At 70.2% G+C, this 18,147-nt stretch carries 16 protein-coding genes; 9 read left to right on the plus strand and 7 right to left on the minus strand.

The window, feature by feature from the left end; translation table 11 throughout:
- Positions 1-197: 197 nt before the first annotated feature.
- A complete protein-coding gene (locus tag KCH87_RS03015) occupies positions 198-1,079 on the plus strand; it encodes an MHYT domain-containing protein (protein ID WP_210583814.1) in 882 nt (293 codons plus the stop codon).
- A gap of 96 nt (positions 1,080-1,175) precedes the next feature.
- Here the strand turns inward: KCH87_RS03015 and KCH87_RS03020 are convergent, their stop codons facing one another.
- Positions 1,176-1,790, minus strand: coding sequence for a dihydrofolate reductase family protein (locus KCH87_RS03020; RefSeq protein WP_210583815.1), 615 nt, complete (start codon positions 1,788-1,790; stop codon positions 1,176-1,178).
- A gap of 173 nt (positions 1,791-1,963) precedes the next feature.
- Between KCH87_RS03020 and KCH87_RS03025 the strand changes: the two genes are divergently transcribed.
- Positions 1,964-3,466, plus strand: coding sequence for a metallophosphoesterase (locus tag KCH87_RS03025; protein WP_210583816.1), 1,503 nt, complete (start codon positions 1,964-1,966; stop codon positions 3,464-3,466).
- Positions 3,467-3,504: 38 nt separating this feature from the next.
- Positions 3,505-4,533 carry an LLM class flavin-dependent oxidoreductase gene (locus KCH87_RS03030; RefSeq protein WP_210583817.1) on the plus strand — a complete coding sequence of 343 codons (1,029 nt, stop codon included), beginning with the start codon at positions 3,505-3,507 and terminating at the stop codon, positions 4,531-4,533.
- A 2-nt stretch (positions 4,534-4,535) separates the two neighbouring features.
- Here the strand turns inward: KCH87_RS03030 and KCH87_RS03035 are convergent, their stop codons facing one another.
- Both KCH87_RS03035 and KCH87_RS03040 read right to left on the minus strand, forming a co-directional pair.
- Positions 4,536-5,489 carry a TauD/TfdA family dioxygenase gene (locus tag KCH87_RS03035; protein ID WP_210583818.1) on the minus strand — a complete coding sequence of 318 codons (954 nt, stop codon included), beginning with the start codon at positions 5,487-5,489 and terminating at the stop codon, positions 4,536-4,538.
- 80 nt (positions 5,490-5,569) lie between these two features.
- A complete protein-coding gene (locus tag KCH87_RS03040) occupies positions 5,570-7,120 on the minus strand; it encodes a glycoside hydrolase family 32 protein (protein WP_210583819.1) in 1,551 nt (516 codons plus the stop codon).
- Between the two features lie 160 nt (positions 7,121-7,280).
- On the opposite strand from KCH87_RS03040, the gene KCH87_RS03045 reads away from it, so the two are divergent.
- From KCH87_RS03045 to KCH87_RS03060, 4 genes are read left to right on the plus strand one after another with little or no spacing between them, the layout of a single operon-like run.
- On the plus strand, positions 7,281-8,690 hold the full coding sequence (locus KCH87_RS03045) for an extracellular solute-binding protein (RefSeq protein ID WP_210583820.1): 1,410 nt from the start codon (positions 7,281-7,283) through the stop codon (positions 8,688-8,690).
- On the plus strand, positions 8,687-9,637 hold the full coding sequence (locus KCH87_RS03050) for a carbohydrate ABC transporter permease (protein ID WP_210583821.1): 951 nt from the start codon (positions 8,687-8,689) through the stop codon (positions 9,635-9,637). Before KCH87_RS03045 ends, KCH87_RS03050 begins: the two co-directional genes overlap by 4 nt.
- Positions 9,638-9,651: 14 nt before the next feature.
- The gene (locus tag KCH87_RS03055) at positions 9,652-10,506 is read left to right on the plus strand and encodes a carbohydrate ABC transporter permease (protein ID WP_210583822.1); all 855 of its coding nucleotides are present in this window, start codon (positions 9,652-9,654) and stop codon (positions 10,504-10,506) included.
- Positions 10,503-11,873 (plus strand): glycoside hydrolase family 32 protein, encoded by a 1,371-nt coding sequence (locus tag KCH87_RS03060; RefSeq protein ID WP_210583823.1) that lies wholly within the window; start codon positions 10,503-10,505, stop codon positions 11,871-11,873. The genes KCH87_RS03055 and KCH87_RS03060 overlap by 4 nt, the downstream gene beginning before the upstream one ends.
- Here KCH87_RS03060 and KCH87_RS03065 read toward each other — a convergent pair.
- The gene (locus tag KCH87_RS03065; RefSeq protein ID WP_210583824.1) at positions 11,836-12,900 is read right to left on the minus strand and encodes a LacI family DNA-binding transcriptional regulator; all 1,065 of its coding nucleotides are present in this window, start codon (positions 12,898-12,900) and stop codon (positions 11,836-11,838) included. The two genes, KCH87_RS03060 and KCH87_RS03065, sit on opposite strands and share 38 nt — an antisense overlap.
- A gap of 138 nt (positions 12,901-13,038) precedes the next feature.
- Here KCH87_RS03065 and KCH87_RS03070 point away from each other — a divergent pair, with 138 nt between their 5' ends.
- The gene (locus tag KCH87_RS03070) at positions 13,039-13,869 is read left to right on the plus strand and encodes an aldo/keto reductase (protein WP_210583825.1); all 831 of its coding nucleotides are present in this window, start codon (positions 13,039-13,041) and stop codon (positions 13,867-13,869) included.
- A gap of 107 nt (positions 13,870-13,976) precedes the next feature.
- A complete protein-coding gene (locus KCH87_RS03075) occupies positions 13,977-14,411 on the plus strand; it encodes a cupin domain-containing protein (protein ID WP_210583826.1) in 435 nt (144 codons plus the stop codon).
- On the opposite strand, the gene KCH87_RS03080 is transcribed toward KCH87_RS03075, so the two are convergent.
- The 3 genes from KCH87_RS03080 to KCH87_RS03090 all read right to left on the minus strand — a co-directional run bounded on the left by KCH87_RS03080 (position 14,412) and on the right by KCH87_RS03090 (position 18,125).
- The gene (locus KCH87_RS03080) at positions 14,412-16,781 is read right to left on the minus strand and encodes a SpoIIE family protein phosphatase (RefSeq protein ID WP_374198947.1); all 2,370 of its coding nucleotides are present in this window, start codon (positions 16,779-16,781) and stop codon (positions 14,412-14,414) included. It abuts the gene before it with no gap.
- 33 nt (positions 16,782-16,814) lie between these two features.
- A complete protein-coding gene (locus KCH87_RS03085; RefSeq protein WP_308298735.1) occupies positions 16,815-17,282 on the minus strand; it encodes a peroxiredoxin in 468 nt (155 codons plus the stop codon).
- A gap of 321 nt (positions 17,283-17,603) precedes the next feature.
- On the minus strand, positions 17,604-18,125 hold the full coding sequence (locus KCH87_RS03090; protein WP_210583829.1) for a MarR family winged helix-turn-helix transcriptional regulator: 522 nt from the start codon (positions 18,123-18,125) through the stop codon (positions 17,604-17,606).
- Between the last annotated feature and the right edge of the window lie 22 nt (positions 18,126-18,147).

Below are 18,147 nucleotides of genomic sequence, written 5' to 3' on the forward strand. Positions count from 1 at the left end.
ATCCACAACGACTGAAACGACTCACCGGAGCCGCGAAAAGCGGCCCCGTGGCCTGTTTTCGACCCGCGTCACCTGGGATGACTAGCCGCATTTTCAGAGTTGACCCCCGAACCACCGGTAAGGGCTTGCTAATACTTGCCCATCACACGTAGACCTTGCGTTCACAACAACCGTGGCTCTGGGGGGAGTTCGCGAAGATGGAAGGCACGGTAGATGGTTTCCGCTATGGGCTGGTGACCCCTGTGGCGGCCTATGTCATGGCTTGCCTGGGAGGTGCACTGGGACTGCGCTGCATCGTCCGGTCCCTGCTCAACAAACAGTCGTGGAAGCCCGGTTGGCTGGCGCTCGGCGCCACGTCGATCGGCTGCGGCATCTGGACGATGCACTTCATCGCCATGATCGGTTTTCAGGTCGAGGAAACCCGGATCGGCTACGACGTGGGGCTGACCGTCCTCAGCCTCGCCGTGGCCATTGTCGTGGTCGGCATCGGCGTATTCATCGTGGGCTACCTCGGCGCCAGCAAGGTCACGCTGTCCGTCGCGGGCGTCATCACCGGTCTCGGGGTCGCCGCCATGCACTACCTGGGCATGGCGGCACTGCGGCTCAGCGGCACCGTCCACTACGACGCCTTCACCGTCGTTCTCTCCGTGGTGATCGCGATCGTCGCCGCGACCGCGGCACTGTGGGCGGCGGTCAGCATCCGGGGCTTCCTCGCAAGCCTCGGGGCGAGTCTCGTGATGGGCGTGGCCGTGTCCGGGATGCACTACACGGCCATGGCCGCCGTGGGCGTCCATGTGCACGGCAACTCCGGTGCCTCCTGGGCCGGCGACTCGCCCACCTCTCTGCTGCTTCCCATGCTCGTGGGGCCGTTCATCTTCCTCGTGCTGGCCGGAGTGGTGGTGATGTTCGACCCGCTGCTGGTCCTGGGCGACGGCGAGTGGAACGACGTACCGCACGGGAAAGCCGCCGCTTTCACGCGGCCCGCCGCGAGCCCGAACGCCTTCCACGAGGATCAGGACGGCCCCGTATGGCGGCAGCCGGAACCGGAGGCGACACCGCACACCCGCCACCGGTGGTGAACGGCCTCTGCTCACCGGCGGATTCGGGCGGATCCGACGAGCCTCGGTCCCGGCAGCGGTAACAGGCTGCCGGGGCCAAGCTCCGTCCGTGCCGGGTCACTTCACGAAGCGGTACTTCACGTGGGTGGCGAGGGGCGTGTCGACCACCCTGACCGGCTCGAGATCCCGCCGACCGGCGCCCACGCCCTCGAAGAGCCGCAGCCCGTCTCCCAGGAGCGCGGGCACCACATGCAGCTGGAGCTCGTCGATGAGCCCCTCCCAGAGGTACTGCTGCACCGTGCTCGCCCCGCCCGCGATGTTGACGTTCCTGTCCCCGGCGGCGGCCTTCGCCTGGTCGAGGGCGCTGTGGATGCCGTCGGTGACGAAGGTGAAGGTGGTGCCGCCCTCCTTGGCCAGGGCCGGCCGGGGGCGATGGGTGAGCACGAAGACCGGGGCCCGGAACGGCGGGTTCTCGCCCCAGAACTCCTCGCCCGTGTCGTACATCATCCGACCCATGACCACCGCCCCGGTGGCGTCGAACCACTCGCGCATCAGCTCGGAGTCGCGATTCTCCTCCCCGCCCGTCATGCCCTGGCGCTCCCGCCAGCTCGCCAGGTTGTGGATCCACTCGAAGAGCGGCTCGGCGCCGTCGCCTCCAGGGTTGTCGAGGGAGACGTCGGTGCCGGCGATGTAGCCGTCGAGGGAGATGGCCAAATCCGCGGTTACGGTCATGATGCGGTGCTCCTGAAGTCCTGGAATGTGCTGCCTTCACTCTCACGTCGACCGGGAACCGACGCATTCGACACTCCCGGCGACACGAATGTATTCGAGCCCCGGGGCGAGGCGGCGTTGACGCAACCGCGGCCGCCTTCGAGGCTCGCCTAGATCGTTGTTACGGTTCACCGGTGTCTGACTCTTCACGCGATACCGCCGAAGGCGCCGGCTGGGGCACCACCGAACCCGGCAAGTACCGGCGGCTGATGCCGTCCAAGGTCGAGAAGATCTCGTGGCTCGACCCGAGGATGCTGTGGGCCGCCCGCAACGGTGTGCTGGCCTCCTGGTTCGGCGACCCGACCGCCGGTACCCGCAGCCGGTGGGCGGCACAGCGCGCTGCCGCCGGCGCGCCCCCCGACAAGGTGATCCGGCGCGACGATCCGGACCGGTTCTCGTTCCTGGTGATCGGCGACACGGGAGAGGGCGACGACCCCCAATACGCTGTCGTGCCCGGCCTGTTGGAGGTCGGCCAGGACACCCGGTTCGCCGTCCTCGCCAGCGACGTGATCTACCCGGTGGGCAGCGCCGACGACTACGGCACCAAGTTCTTCCGCCCGTACCAGGACTACCGGGCGCCCATCTACGCGATACCCGGCAACCACGACTGGTACGAGGACCTCGCCGCCTTCATGCGCGTGTTCTGCGACGACGCCCCGGCCCTCGCGCCCGAGCCGCGGCCCCGTCCGATGAGCCGGGCCTGGCTGCGGTCCCGGTTGTGGCACCGGCCGCGTGCGAACGACGGGCAACGCCTCGCCGAGGCCCGGACGTTGCGCTCCTCCCCCGCCCAACAGGCCGTCCAGCCCGGCCCGTACTGGGCGATCGACGCCGGACCGGTGCGGATCATAGGCATCGACACGGGCCTGCTCGGAACCGTCGACGCCGAACAGGGCGCCTGGCTGCGGGAGGTGTCCCAGGGACCTCGGCCGAAGATCCTCATCACGGGCTCGCCCCTGTACGTGGACGGCAAGCACGACCCCTGCGTGATCGACGGCGGCGGCACGGTCGACGACATCGTCCGCGATCCCGCCCACCACTACGTCGCAGCGATAGGCGGCGACATCCACAACTACCAGCGCTACCCGGTGCGAGTGGGCGGCCGCACCATCCAGTACATCGTCGCGGGCGGCGGCGGTGCCTTCATGCACGCCACGCACACCATCCCGCGCGTCGACATCGCGAACGTCACCGAGAGCGAGTTCCGCTGCTACCCGCTGCGCGGCGACTCCCTGTCCTTCTACAGCAAGCTGTACGGGCGCCGACTGCGCCTGCGCCGCTTCTTCACCCTCACCGAGGCCGAAGCCACGGCCGTCGTCGCCGAGCGGCTGGAGATCAAGCCGGGTCGTGCACCGATCCCGGACACCCGCATCACCTTGCGCACCCGCCTGGTCGCCGGGCTGCTGGGCACGGGACGCCGACCCGACCGGGCCAAGCGGTTCCGGCTGCCCGTGCGGAAGATCTACACGCAACTGTTCTCGCCGAGCTCGGCGACCTACAGCCCGCCGTTCTTCAAGTGTTTCCTGCGCCTGGACGTGACCCCGGAGTCGGTGCGGCTGCGCTGCTACGCCGCGACCGGCAACCGGGCCCAGGAGATCGACCCGCCGGTCGAGGACGACGTCACCATTCCGCTGCACTGATCCTTGGACACAACTGGCGTACGACGCCGGAGGAACCCGTGCCATCCATCTCACGCCCCTTGCGCAAGCTGGGCTTCCTGACCATCGGACTGTTCGACGAGACCGACCCACGCCGGGGCCATGAATCGACCCTGGAGATCATCGAGTTGGGCGAGAGACTCGGTTTCGACAGTGCGTGGGTCCGCCACCGCCATCTCCAGTACGGCATCTCGTCCCCCGTCGCCGTCCTTGCGGCCGCCTCGCAGCGCACCCGCCGCATCGAGCTCGGCACCGCGGTCATCCCGCTCGGCTGGGAGAACCCACTGCGGCTGGCGGAGGACCTGGCGACGGTCGACCTGCTGTCCGGCGGCCGCCTCAATCCGGGGGTCAGCGTGGGCCCGCCGATGCACTACGACCAGGTCAAGGAGGCCCTGTACCCGGACACGGCCGACACGGAGGACTTCAGCTACGAACGGGTGCGTCGGCTGCTGGACTTCGTACGCGGCGAACCGGCCACCGGCTTCCGCGGCGTCGAGGGGTTCGAGGTGTTCTCGGACCGCGTACAGCCGCACTCCCCCGGCCTCGGCCGCCGCCTGTGGTACGGCGGAGGCAGCCTCGGCTCGGCGCAGTGGGCGGGCGAACACGGCATGAACTTCCTCACCAGCAGCGTCGTCAAGGCGGAAGGACCTGATGAATCGGCGGACTTCGCCGAGATCCAGCTCTCCCACATCCGCACGTTCCGCGCCCACCACCCCGACGGCGACGACGCCCGGGTCTCCCAGGGCCTCGTCGTCATCCCCACCGACTCGGCCACGCCCGAACAGCGCGCCCGGTACGAGGAGTACGCCGCCCGGCGCACCCCTCGTACGACATCACCCCAGGGCCCGGCCCGCCTGATGTTCGCACCCGACCTCGTCGGCAGCAGCGCGGAGATCGCCGAACGGCTGCATGCGCACGCCGCGTTCCGCGAGGTCGACGAGGTCGCGTTCGCGCTGCCGTTCACCTTCGAGCACGAGGACTACGTGCAGATCCTCACCGACATGGCGACAAGGCTCGGCCCGGCGCTGGGCCGGCAGCCGACCGCCTGACCTCACCAACGCCCGGGCTCGGTCCCGACGATCGGCTCGGACGTCTTGCCGTCGACGCCGACCGGCACGTCACCGGCCAGCATCACCCGGTGCATGATCCGCGGGAAGCCGAGGTGGGCGTTGTCGCTGGGTGCCAGGTGGATGGTGGCCCGGTTGTCCCAGAAGGCGACGCTGCCCGGCTCCCAGCGGAAGCGGACCGTGTACTCGGACCGCACCGCCTGCTCCAGCAGCATGTCCAGGATCGCCCTGCTCTCGACGCGGGAGATGCCGGCGATCTGCTCCAGGTAGTAGCCGTTCACGAACAGCACCCGCTCCCCCGTCTCCGGGTGGACGCGCACCAGCGGGTGCACCGAGGCGACCTGATGGTCCAGCAGATGCCGGACGTACGCGTCGTCGCCCGGCCGGGGCTGATACCCGACGCCCAGCCGGTGCTCGGCCCGGAGCCCGTCGACGAACTCCCGGACCGGGGCGGACAGTCCGGCGTACGCAGCCGCCAGGTTGGACCACGTCGTGTCGCCCCCGTACGGCGGAACGGACTCGGCGCGCAGGATCGTGGCGGCGGGCGGGTCGATACGGGCGCCGTGGTCGCAGTGCCAGCCGCGCAGCAGGGTGTGCCGCCGGCGCTGCAACCACTCCTCGTGCTCCATGCCGAACCGCCCGCCCAGTTCCAGACGGTCGGCGGTCGTCTCGATCTCGGGCACGTCGGGCGGCGAGGCCTTCCCGCGCCGCCCGAGCACAACGAGCTCGCCGAACCACCGCGCGAACGCCACATGTCCCGCGTGGTCCAGCTTCTGCCCACGGAAGAACACCACCTTCCAGCGCAGCACCGCGGCCCGGATCGCGGCCACTTGGGCGTCATCCAGATCTCCGGCCAGGTCGACACCCGTGATCTCGGCTCCGATGTGCCCCGCAACGGGGTTCACCTCGATGCCCGCCGTGGCCCTGTCCGTCGTCATGTGTGCTCCGATGGTCGGTCGGTCGTGTCCGTCAAGGATCTTGACAGCCTTCGCCGTGGCCGGCGACAGGGCCTCGGGGCTCAGACCGTGAACTCCCGTATCACCGTATTCCGGAACACCGCGGCGCCGTCGATGGTGAACAGAGCCAGCCCGGTGTCGACGAGATACGGGAAGGCCTCCATCGAGTGCACATACCGGCCGTCGTCGACGAACATCTCCACGGACGTGCGATCCACGAGGACACGCAGCCGGACCATGCGTGCGGACGGGTCGAAGGGGCTCCTGCTCTCCTGCCAGTTGCCGGAGGCGTCGGGGTTCACCGTGTTCCGGCGGTTGGCGAAGGCGTAGTCGCGGTAGATCCCGGCGTCGATGTGGCGTCCGCCGTCCGAGGATCGGCGCAACTGGAGCCCGGCGCCCGTGAGTTGGTCCCAGGTGATCTCGGTGGTCAGCTCGTAGGACGTGCCGCTGTAGTCGAGCAGTCGGGTGCCGTCGACCTCCAGGTCACCGAGGTTCACCGTGCGCGAGACGTGGTCGTCCAGGGCGGCGACCGGGCGGGAGGCCAGGTAGTACGTGCCGGAGGTGGCACGCTTCAGTGTGACCTCGCGGACGATCGAGTCGGTGCCGTTGAAGCCGTCGCAGTCGATCGTGGGCGTGGTGTTGGCGTAGTCCCAGTGGTTCAGCCAGCCGATCGCGTATCGGGCGGCCGGGTCGAGGGTGCCGCCCGCGTCCCGCTTCTCGAAGGTGACGGCCGCGTACCAGTCCCAGCCGTGGTCGAGCCACTGCGGGTCCGAGGCGTCGGGGGTGAAGGCGGTCCCATCGAAGGCGCCCGTCCAGTAGGCGTAGGTGCTCGGCAGCCCGGAGCCCTTGCCGTTGGCGCTCACTCCCAGCACCCACTTCCAGGCGCCGTCCTCCGCCCGGATGCGGAACAGGTCCGGGCACTCCAGGACCCCGATGCCGTCCTTGATGAAGCCGCTCACGTAGATCCACGACTTCAGGTCGGCGGAATGGTAGAACCCCACCTTGTTGTTCTCGGCGAGCGTCATCACCCACCGGCCGCGTTCCTCGTCACGGATCACCTTGGGGTCGCGGAAGTCCCGCACCCCGGGGTTGGGCAGGACGGGGTCGGTGCCGTGGTTCGTGAAGGTACGGCCGCCGTCGGTCGAGTAGTACAGGTACTGCGCCTGCGTGACGTCGTCGGGCGCCATGGTGGCGATGACGATCACCGCGCCCGCGCCGAAGCCCGCCGTGTTGTCGGTGTCGACCACTGCCGAGCCGGACCAGACGTCGCCGTTGGGGGTGAGGTCCTTCGGCACCGCGATCCCGCGGTCGGTGAAGGAGACCAGGTCGGTACTGGTGGCGAGGCGCCAAGCGGTGCCAGCGGTGGTGCCGCCGGTGAGGTAGTCGGGGTTGTACAGGTAGTAGTAGTGGTACTCGCCGTCGATCCAGATCGGCCGCTGCGGATCGTTCTTCCACTGGTCGGGGACCGTGAAGTGGTACTCGGCCCGGTAACTGGCGCAGGTGGCGGCGGCTTTGGGCTTCGCGGCGGCCGTGGGTGCGGCGGGCAGCAGCGCGGCCGAGGCCGCCCCCGCGGCCGAACCCGCGAGCAGCGCTCTCCTGGTCATCGTGCGCATCACACATCGTTCCCTTCGTCGGGACGGCGGCTCATGTGATGCAGGACTGTGCGACCTAACTCGTTAAAGGTCAAGTGGTTCACGAGTATTGACATGCTCGTGGCCCGCTTCGCATCATCTGGGGCATCAACCCTGATCTAACACGAGTTAGGCCTGCCCGATGACCGACTCGCACGTCACTCGCCGCACACTGCTGCGGTACGGCGCCTACGGCGCGGGAGCCGCCGCGCTGGGCGGTACCGCCGCGAGCTGGGACCGGCTCACCGGAGCCGACATCCCCGGCCGGGACGACGGCTCCCTCGTCGTCGCCACCCTCGGCCCCGCCTACGGACCGGAGGCCATACGCACGCTCACCGAGGGCTTCAAGAAGGTCCACCCCGACATCAAGCTGCGGATCAACGCGGTGCAGGCCGTCGACTGGTCGGACTTCTTCGCGAAGATCCTCACCCAGATCGCCGCGGGCACCGCCCCGGACCTCGTCTACGTCGCCACCGAGGGCGTCCAGTTGTTCGCCCAGCGCCTCGGGGTCGCACTGGACCGCTGGGTGAAGCGGGACGCGGCCGAGCTGCGCGAGTACTTCGCCGACGTCCACCCCTCGCTGGTGGAGTCGATGATGTACGAGGGGAGCCTCTACCAGCTGCCGGTCGAGTTCAACGCGGCCGACATGTACTTCAACACGCAGGTCCTGAAACGAGCCGGCGCTGAGCTGCCGCCCGCCGACTGGACCCGCGACGACTTCACCACGCTGCTGCGGGACATGAAGAAGTCGAGCGGCTCCCAGTTCACGCCGTACTTCTGGACCAACCGGCTGTGGGGCGGTGTCGTGCCCTGGCTGTTCGCGAACGACACGAACCTGCTCGCCGAGTCCAAGGCACCGGGCGGCGCCTGGCTTTGGGACTCCTTCTATCCGGCCGCCGACCGGCAGGGGCGCGGGGGCGGATTCCGCTGGACGACGCCGCAGGCCACGGACGACCGGGTGGAGGAGGCGTACGACTATCTCGCCTCCCTCATCCAGGAAGACCTGTGCACCCGCCCCGAGGGCGGCAACGGCCAGAACCTCATCGGCGTGTTCTCCACCGGCCGGGTCGGCGTCACCCCCGCGGGCGGCTTCTGGGCGGGCGGCCTGCATCTCGCGGGCATGCAGACCGACGGCTTCGACGTGCAGTACTTCCCGCGCTGGCGCACCCAGCGCATGCAGTACGGCGCCGCCGGCTACGCGCTCCTGCGCACCTCCAAGAAGCAGGACGAGGCATGGGAGTTCATCAAGTTCGCCGCCCGCAGGGACACCCTGATGCGGCTGTTCGAGACGAACCAGACGACCCCGGCCCGCCGTTCGATGCTGACCGCCGACCGCTACCGGGAGACCGGCCCGAACCGCTGGCAGGTCTTCTACGACACCCTCGACAAGTTCCCCGACACCGGGCCGATCCCCGCACCACCACAGGTCGCCGAGGTCGAGCAGGTGCTGCTCAAGCACACCGGAACCGCCCTGGCCTCGCCACGCTCGGTGCGTGGCGCGCTGCGCCGGATGCAGGGCGACCTGGAGAAGGCCATGGAGCGTGACGTATGACGAACACTCAGGTTCCACCCGTACGAGAGCGTCCCGCGGCCCCGCCGCCCGCCCCACCGCGTCCCTCCGCCCGCGAGCGCGGCACCCGGCTGCTCGCGACGCTCTTCCTGGCTCCCACGATCGTCGGCATCGTGGTCTTCACGGTCGTCCCGATCGTCGGCTCGATCGTGCTGAGCCTCTTCCACTGGAACGTGATCGACTCACCCAGCTTCGCGGGAGCGGCCAACTACCGTGAGATATTCGGCGATTCGACCGTGCTGGTGTCCTTCCGCAACACGCTCGTGTTCATGGTGCTGGCGGTCGCGCTCCAGTTGCTGATCGCCCTGGTGCTGGCGCTTGCGGTGAACGGACGGATGCCGGTCTGGCTGCGGTCGGTGTTCCGCTCGGCGTTCTTCTTCCCGCTGGTGCTGTCCGCCGCGTCGATCTCGGTGGTGATGAAGTACCTGTTCAACCAGGACTTCGGGGTCGTGAACTGGCTGCTCGGGCTGGTCGGGATCGCGCCGGTGCCCTGGCTGACGTCGGAGAACTCGGCGATGGCGGCCGTCGTCCTCGTCTACGTCTGGCAGCAGTTCGGCTTCTCCTTCCTGCTGTTCGTCGGGGGTCTCAACAACATCCCCAAGGAGATCCACGAGGCCGCCGCCCTGGACGGCGCGACCGGGCTGCGCAAGCACCTGCACGTCACTCTGCCGCTGCTGTCGCCCACGCTGCTGGTCGCGTCGGTGGTCGGCATCATCAACGCGCTCCAGGTGTTCGAGCAGCCGTATGTGCTCACCAACGGCGGGCCCGGCGACTCCACCCGCACCGTCGTGATGGTGATCTACGAGAGCGCCTTCGAGCAGCTCCGCTTCGGCGAGGCGTCCGCGGTGGGCGTGCTGCTGTTCGTGCTGATCATGGCGGTGACCGCCGTCCAGTTCCGGCTCAGCCGGCGTTTCGTCCACTACGAGTGAGCCGGGTGAGTCCCTTGAGCCAAGCAACCCTGTCCCTGAGCCGTGCGCGGTACTCGCTCGCGCCGTGGGCGCGGATCACCGGTCTGGCCGTGTGCGCCCTGCTGACCCTCGGCCCGGTCATCTGGACCGTCTCCACCTCCCTGCGCACCCCGGCCGAATCCTTCGACCTGCCACCGAAGATCATCCCGACCAGCCCCACCACCGAGGCCTACAGCGGAGTCTTCGACCAGATCGACGTATGGCTGCTCGCCCTCAACTCGACGCTGGTGACCGCGCTGATCGCCGTAGGCCAGATGATCACGGCGGGACTGGCCGGATACGCCTTCGCGCGCCTCGAATTCCGGTTCAAGAAGCCGCTGTTCGGCCTGGTCCTGGCGACCATGATGGTGCCGTTGCAGGTCACCATCGTCCCGGTGTTCCTCGTGCTGAAGCAGCTGAGCCTCACCGACACCCTGCTCGGCCTGATCATCCCCGCCTTCCCCACCGCCTTCGGCACGTTCCTGATGCGCCAGTACTTCCTCGGCATGCCCAAGGACCTGGGCGAGGCGGCGATGCTGGACGGCGCCGGGCCCTGGCGGATCTTCCGGTCCGTCTACGCCCCGCTGGCCGCGCCCGGGCTCGCGATCGTCGGCGTGCTGGCCTTCAACTACCACTGGAACGAGTTCTTCCGGCCGCTGATCCTCGAGACGTCGGGCCAGAACTACACGCTGCCACTGGGCCTGGTCTCCCTCCAGGGCAATCTCGGCACCGGCTCCATCTCGGTCGTGCTCGCCGGCGTCGTCCTCTCCATGATCCCCGCCGTCGCCGTCTTCGTCGTCGGCCAGCGCCCTCTCCGCGAGGGCATCACCTCCGCAGGAGTCAACCGTTGAGCCTCGCCGCTCCGCCCCAGGACCCCGACGCCCCCCGCTTCCGGGTCCGTCCACCCGCCAACTGGATCAACGACCCCAACGGGCCCTTCCGTTGGCGCGGCCGCTACCACCTCTTCTACCAGCACAACCCCGAGGCTCCGGTCCACACGAACGTCCACTGGGGCCATGTCTCCAGCCCCGACCTGGCGCGGTGGGAGCACCACCCAGTGGCGCTCACGCCGACTCCCGGCGGCCCGGACGAGGCGGGTTGCTGGTCCGGGTGTGTGGTCGAGGACGACGACGTGCCGACCGCGGTGTACACGGGTGTCGACCGCCACCACACCGGCCTCGGCACCATCTGCCTGGCGCGGGCGCTGGTCCCGGAGGACGAGACGCTCACCGACTGGAAGCCGCTGCCCACACCCGTCGTGACCGGCCCGCCCGCCGGTCTGGACGTGGTGATGTTCCGTGACCCGTTCGTCTTCCGGCACGGAGGCCGCCGCTGGGCGCTGGTCGGCGCGGGTCACGGGGACGGCACCCCGTCGGTGCTGCTGTACGACTGCGAGAACCTGACCGACTGGCGGTTCGCCGGAGTGCTCCTGGACGGCAACGACCCTGTGGCCGCCGACGTGTTCGGCGACGGGGCGGTCGGCTGGGAGTGCCCACAGCTCTTCGTGACCGCGGCCGGGGAATGGGTGCTGGTGGTGTCGCTGTGGGACGGGAAACCGTGCACGACGGGCTATCTGACGGGACGTCTGGAACCGTACGGCGACGGCGGATTGCGTTTCCGGCCGTACACCGGAGGCCCGCTCGACCACGGTCGCGCCTTCTACGCGCCCGCCGTACTCCAGGAATCGGACCGGGCGTTGATGTGGGGCTGGTCCTGGGAGGCCCGTGAGCAGAGCGAGGTGGACAGCGCCGGTTGGGCCGGTGTCCTCACCGCGCCCCGTGTCGTCGACGTACACCCCGACGGATCGCTGCGGGTCGTCCCGGCCCCTGAGCTCGAACTGCTGCGTGCGACCGAGCCGTTCGTGACCGCAGCGGGCCGGGTGCCGCTTCCGCAGTCGTACGACGTGACAGTGAGCGCCGACGCCCCGACGACGGTGAATCTGCCGGGCTCGGCGGTTCATCTGGACCCGGGCGAGCGAACCGTGGTGTTCGAACTCGGGGTGGACGGTTCCGCGCCGATCGTGGTGCGCGTGCCGGGCGGGGAGCGTCTGGAGGTGCGTGTCCTCGTCGACGGTTCGCTGCTGGAACTGTTCGTCGGGGACCGGGCCATGGTGACCGAGCGGGTCTACCGGCGCTCGGACGATGTGCCCGAGCTCGTCGTGGCGGGCCCCACGGCCGCCGTCACCGGGTGGGAACTGGTCCCACCGACGCTCGGCTGATCACCGGGCAGGCGAGCCGCCGAACGGTGGCCGGCGGTGTGCGGCCGGTGTCGATGGCGTCGAGCAGCAGCTGGGCGGCGCCCTCGCCCATCGCCCGGTGCGGCAGCGCGACCGAGGTGAGGGGCGGGGTCAGGAAGGCGGCCATGTGCTCCTGGTCGTCGTAGCCCACGACCGACAGGCTGTCGGGGACGGCGATCCCGAACCGGGTCGCGGCGTGCAGGACACCCGCCGCGACCCGGTCGTTGTAGCAGAAGATCCCGGTGGGGCGCCGCGCGGCGGGGGCGTCGGCGAGCAGCTGCTCGGCGCCTCGGTAGCCGCCGGAGATCTCACCTCCGGTCCGTACGACCCACTCCTTGGGCACGGTGATCCCCTCGGCCCGCAGCGCGTCGCGGAAGCCACGCAGACGTTCCACCGACGCGATGTCGTCCTGCCCGCCGACCAGCGCGACCCTGCGGTGGCCCTGGTCGAGGAGCAGCCTCGCGGCCGTACGGCCGCCGGCGCGCTCGGCGGGGATGACGGCGGGCAGCGAGTCGTCTTCGGGCAGGCAGTTGGCGAGCACCGAGTGGGTGCGGTGCAGGCCCTCGGGGACGCGGACGCGGCGCAGGGACATGGCCGCGTAGATGATGCCGTCCACCCTCCGGTCGAGGAGTTCGGCGACGGCCGCGTCCTCCTTGGCCGGGTCGCCGCCGGAGTCGACGGTCAGGATCAGGTGCTCGCTGCCCCAGGCCGTCTCCATCGCGCCACGCAGCAGCCTGCCCGCGAACGGCGACGAGGCGATCTCGTCGGTGACCAGCCCGATCACGGCCGTACGGCTGCGGCGCAGGCCACGGGCGAGGGGGTCGGGCCGGTAGCCGAGCTGGGCTGCGGCCTGCCGGATGCGTTCCTGGGTGGCGGGCGAGAGGTTGCCCTGGGCCCGGCCGTTGAACACGAACGACACCGCGGTGTGCGACACCCCGGCCAGCCGGGCGACGTCCCGCGAGGTGGGACGCGCGGTGCCCGTCGTATGCCTGTCCCCGGCGCTGTCCATGCCGTCCGCCGCCCTCATCCCCCACCCGTCCGGTTGATCAAGTCTCAGCCTATCCGGCCCCTGGCCGCATCGGACCTGCCCGCCCCGGCGGGAGCTCCCATACTGGCTGTACGAGACAGTCAACGGGAAGGTCCGACCGTGCTCAGCATCCCGGCACACACCCTCAATGACGGCACGACGATCCCCGCCATCGGCCTGGGTACCTGGCCGATGAACGACGCGCAGGCCGAGCAGGCGGTGCGCGGCGCGTTGGAGACGGGCTACCGGCTGGTCGACACGGCGACGAACTACCGCAACGAGACCGGCGTCGGCCGTGGCATCGCGAGCAGCGCCGTCCCCCGCGAGGAGGTCGTGGTGACGACGAAACTTCCGGGACGGCACCACGGCTACGAGGAGACCCTCGCCTCCTTCGAGGAGTCCCGGGACCGTCTCGGCCTGGACTACGTCGACCTGTATCTCATCCACTGGCCGCTCCCCCGGGTCGACAAGTACGTCGACTCGTGGAAGGCCATGATCAAGCTGCGTGAGGACGGCCTGGTGCGGTCGATCGGCGTCTCCAACTTCACGGCCGAGCACATCGAACGGCTGGAGAAGGAGACGGGGGTCCTGCCGTCCGTGAACCAGATCGAGCTGCACCCGTTGTTCCCTCAGGAGGACCTGCGCGCCTTCCACGCCGGCAAGGGCATCGTCACGGAGAGCTGGAGCCCGCTGGGCCGTGGCTCCCAACTGCTGGAGGACCCCGTGGTCGTCGGTGTCGCCGAGGCACACGGGGTGCAGCCCGGCCAGGTCGTGCTGCGCTGGCACACACAGCTGGGCGCGGTGCCCATCCCGAAGTCGGCCAGCCCCGGGCGGCAGCGCGAGAACCTCGACGTCTTCGGCTTCGAACTCGATCCCGCCCAGATGGAGGCTCTTGCCGACCGCACCCATCGGCGCCTGGGCGGGGACCCCGAAGTGCACGAGGAGTTCTGAGCCGGCCCGGAGTTCATGACCGGAATTCGCCCCAACCGGCCTCCCGCGCCTCTATGTTCGCAGCGGCACGTCATAGATCGTCCGCTCACACCGGGAGACCCGTACCCATGCGCATCGTCCTCCGTACCGCCATAACCGGGGCGGTCGCCGCCGCCACGTTTCTGACCTGTGGCACCGCTCAGGCGACACCGGCCGGTCCGGGAGTCACCGGCCGGGTGATCACCCAGACCACCGTCGGGGACACCGACTACATCCTGCGGGAGATCACCATCCCGCCGGGACAGGCGACCGGCTGGCACTACCACGACGGTCCCCTGTACGGCGTCGTGCAGGAGGGAACGCTCAGCCACTTCGACTCCAGCTGCGCGTCCGACGGCCTGTATCCGAAGGGCAGCACCATTCAGGAGCCTGCCGGGCAGGCCAATGTCCACATCGGCCGGAATCTGGGCGACACGGCGGTCGTACTCGACGTGCTGTACGTCCTGCCGCACGGGGCGCCGTTCTCCGAGGACGCGGCGAATCCGGGCTGCCCGTTCGAGTGATCACACCGGTGACAGCTGCTGTTCGGCCCAGATCGTCTTGCCCCGGACGGTCTGGCGGCTGCCCCAGCGCTGGGTGAGCTGGGCGACCAGGAGGAGGCCGCGGCCGCCCTCGTCGTAGGCGTGTGCGCGGCGCAGATGCGGTGAGGTGGAACTGCCGTCGGAGACCTCGCAGATGAGGGTGCGGTCGCGGATCAGCCGCAGCCGGATGGGCGGTTCGCCGTAGCGGATGGCGTTGGTGACGAGTTCGCTGACGACCAGTTCGGTGACGAAGGCCTCCTCGTCCAGTCCCCACGCGGCCAGTTGCTCGGTGGCCTGCTGCCGGGTGACGGCCACGTGCGCGGGGTCCGGGATCACGTCCCAGGTGGCGACCCGGTCGGTGCCCAGCGCCCGGGTGCGGGCGAGCAGCAGGGCCACGTCGTCGCTGGGGTCTTCCGGCAGTACGGCCTTCAGCACCGTGTCGCACAGGGCGTCCAGGGTGTCCGTGCGGGCGGTCAGGGCACGGCACAGTTCGGAGGTGGCGTGGTCGACATCGCGGTCCCGGTCCTCGATGAGGCCGTCCGTGTACAGGGCGACGACGGCTCCCTCGGGGAGTTCCACCTCCACCGACTCGAAGGGCAGCCCGCCGACGCCGAGCGGGGGCCCGGCGTTGAGTTCGAGGAGCCGCGCGGTGCCGTCGGGGAGGACCACGGCCGGCGGGGGGTGTCCGGCGGCGGCCATGGTGAGGCACCGGGTGACCGGGTCGTAGACGGCGTACAGGCAGGTGGCGCCCAGTTCGGCTGCCTCGTCGTCGCGGTCGTCCGCCGCCAGATGGGTGACCAGGTCGTCCAGGTGGGTGAGGAGTTCGTCCGGAGGCAGGTCCACGTCGGCGAGGGTGCGGACGGCCGTGCACAGGCGGCCCATGGTCGCCGACGACGGGATGCCGTGCCCGACGACGTCGCCGACGACCAGGGCGACCCGGCTGCCGGACAGCGGGATCACGTCGAACCAGTCGCCGCCGATGCCCGCGAGGGACCCGGAGGGCAGATAGCGGTGAGCGACCTCGACCGCCGCCTGTCCGGGCAGTCCCCGCGGCAGCAGGCTGTGCTGGAGGGCCAGCGCGGTCGTGCGTTCGCGGGCGAAGCGGCGGGCGTTGTCGACGCAGACGGCGGCCCGGCTGGCGAGTTCCTCGGCGAGGACGGCGTCGTCCTCGCCGTAGTCGTCGGGGTGGGCGATACGGACGGCGACCGCGACGCCCAGGGTGGTGCCGCGGGCCCGCAGCGGCACCGCGAGCATCGAGTGGACGCCCCTGCGGTAGGAGCTCCCCGCCGGGGCCCGCGCGTTGCGTTCGGCGACCCAGCGCATGAAGTCCGGCTCGCCCGCCTGGCTGAGGACGGCCCGCCCTTCCCGTAGCGCCCGGGCGGGCGGCGAGTACGCGGGGTAGACGTCCGTCCCGCCCACGCGCACGGCCGCCTCCGGGGTGCCCTCGGTGCCGGAGCCGTGGGCGACGCGGCGCAGGACGACCTCCCCGTCCAGTGCCGTCGGGGACTCGTCCGCGCCGAGGACCCAGTCGAGCAGGTCCACGCTGGCGAAGTCGGCGTACCGCGGGGCCAGGAGTTCCACCAGTTCCTCGGCGGTCCGCACCACGTCCAGGGTGGTGCCGATGGCGGCCGCCGCGTGATTGAGCAGGGCGAGCCGCTGTCGGGCCCAGTACTGCTCGGTGCTGTCGAGCGCCGCCAGGGCGACACCGGTCACTTCACCGGAGGCGTCCCGCAGGGGCCACATCTCGATGCTCCAGGCGTGTTCCCGGTTGTGCGCGGGCGCGCCGGCGAAGCTCTCGTAGTGGACCGGCCGACCCGTCTCGGCGACGCGGCGCAGATTGCTGTGGAAGCCCCGGCTGTGCTCGGCGTCCTCCACGGTCTCCGGGAAGGGCCTGCCGAGCAGGACATCCTCCGGTACGCCCATCACCCGGCAGGCCGTGTCATTGAGGCGCAGATAGTGCTGCCGGGTGTCGAAGACCGACATCGACATGGACGCCTGCTGGAAGGCCTGTCCCGCCAGGGTGGGTTCGGGGCTGCCGGGCCGGGCCGTGATCACATGTCCGCCGGGTGCGCCGCCCGGGCCCAGCACGGCGGTCGCCTGCACGGGCAGCGCGACAGTGGAGCCGTCACGGTGACGCAGCACGACGGAGCCGGCCAGCGCGGTCACGGCCTCCGGCGACGGGTCCTCGGCGAGCAGATCCCGCACCGCCCGTCCGACGGCCTCCTCTGCCGGGTATCCGGTCAGCCGCCGGGCACCCTCGCTCCACCCCGTTACGACACCCGAGGCATCGATGATCACCGTGGCGGAGACGTGCTCCATATCGTCCAGAATGGCCCTCTTATGGGGCCGTATCAACCGCCGCCCGCGCCCTGTGCGGGTCCGGGGTCACTTCCGGTGGGCACGCAGCGCGGCGAGGGCCCGGTCGGCGTGGGTGTTCATCCGCAGCTCGCTGTGGACGACCTCGAGGACTGTGCGGTCCTCCGCGATGACGTAGGTGACGCGCTTGGTGGGTGCGATGGAGAAGCCGCGCTTCACCCCGAACTGTTCCCGGACCGTCCCGTCGACGTCGGACAGCAGCGGCATGCCCAGCGTGTGGCGGTCGGCGAACTCCTGCTGGCGCTCCACGGAGTCGCCGCTGATACCGACGGGGCGGGCGCCGGCCGCGGCGAACTCGGCGGCCAGGTCCCGGAAGTGGCACGCCTCGGCGGTGCAGCCGGTGGAGAGGGCGGCGGGGTAGAAGAACAGCACCACCGGGCCCTCGGCGAGCAGCTCGGTCAGACTGCGGCGGGTGCCGGTCTCGTCCGCCAGCTCGAAGTCCTCGGCCTTGTCCCCGACCCCTATGCGTCCGCTCACTGTGTGCCCCTCATGTGATTCCTGCACGCGATTACCGGAGGGTAGCGCGGTCGACAGCCCTTCCCGGAAGGGGGGCATGCCTCGAAGAGAGGCCCTGGGTGCGGCGGTTGCGCGCTCCGGGCGTGTAGCCGAACGAGCGGCGGAAGACGTCGATGAACGCGCTGGTGGAGAACCAGCCGCAGCGGTGCGCGACCGCCGGATCACGGTGGTGAAGCTGTCGTACACCCTGAGCGTCCTCGACGTCCCCGGCGTCGCCCCGGTGCGCTGCCCCCGCTCACTGCCCTGCCCGCGCTGGGCCACCTGCTGCTGCGAGGGCGTAGCTCAGGCGGTGCCCGCGGGCGCCACCGACTCCGCCTCGACGTCGTCGTCGATGGCGTACGACAGGAAGTCGTCGACCATACGGTGGAAGAGGCCGGCGAGCTGACGGAGCTCCTCCGGGGACCAGTCGCCCAGGGCCAGCTGCATGCCGCGCGCGCCCGCGTCGCGGATGCGGTCGATGGCCTGGCGGCCCGCGTCGGTGAGCTGGATGCGCTGGGCGCGGCGGTCGTCGGGGTCCGGGACACGGGTGACGTATCCGGCCTTCTGTAGCTGCTGCACGGTGCGCGTGACGTGCGAGGCCTCCACACCGAGCCGGGTGGCCAGCTCCCCGGGGCGCAGCGGCTCCGAGTCGGCGACCTGGCGCAGCAGCGCCACCGCGGCCCGGTCCAGCGGCACACCGGCCAGGGACATCAGCCGGTCGTGCTGCCGGGCACGCGTGCTCAGGTAGGTGATGCGGGTGAGCGCCCGCTCGATCTCGATCACTTCCGGGGACGCGGGGGCATCGGGCAGCTCTGGTGTGGACATACGAGCCACTTTACCATCTTGT

Source organism: Streptomyces sp. GESEQ-35, from assembly GCF_017948485.1.
Classification (GTDB): Bacteria; Actinomycetota; Actinomycetes; order Streptomycetales; family Streptomycetaceae; genus Streptomyces.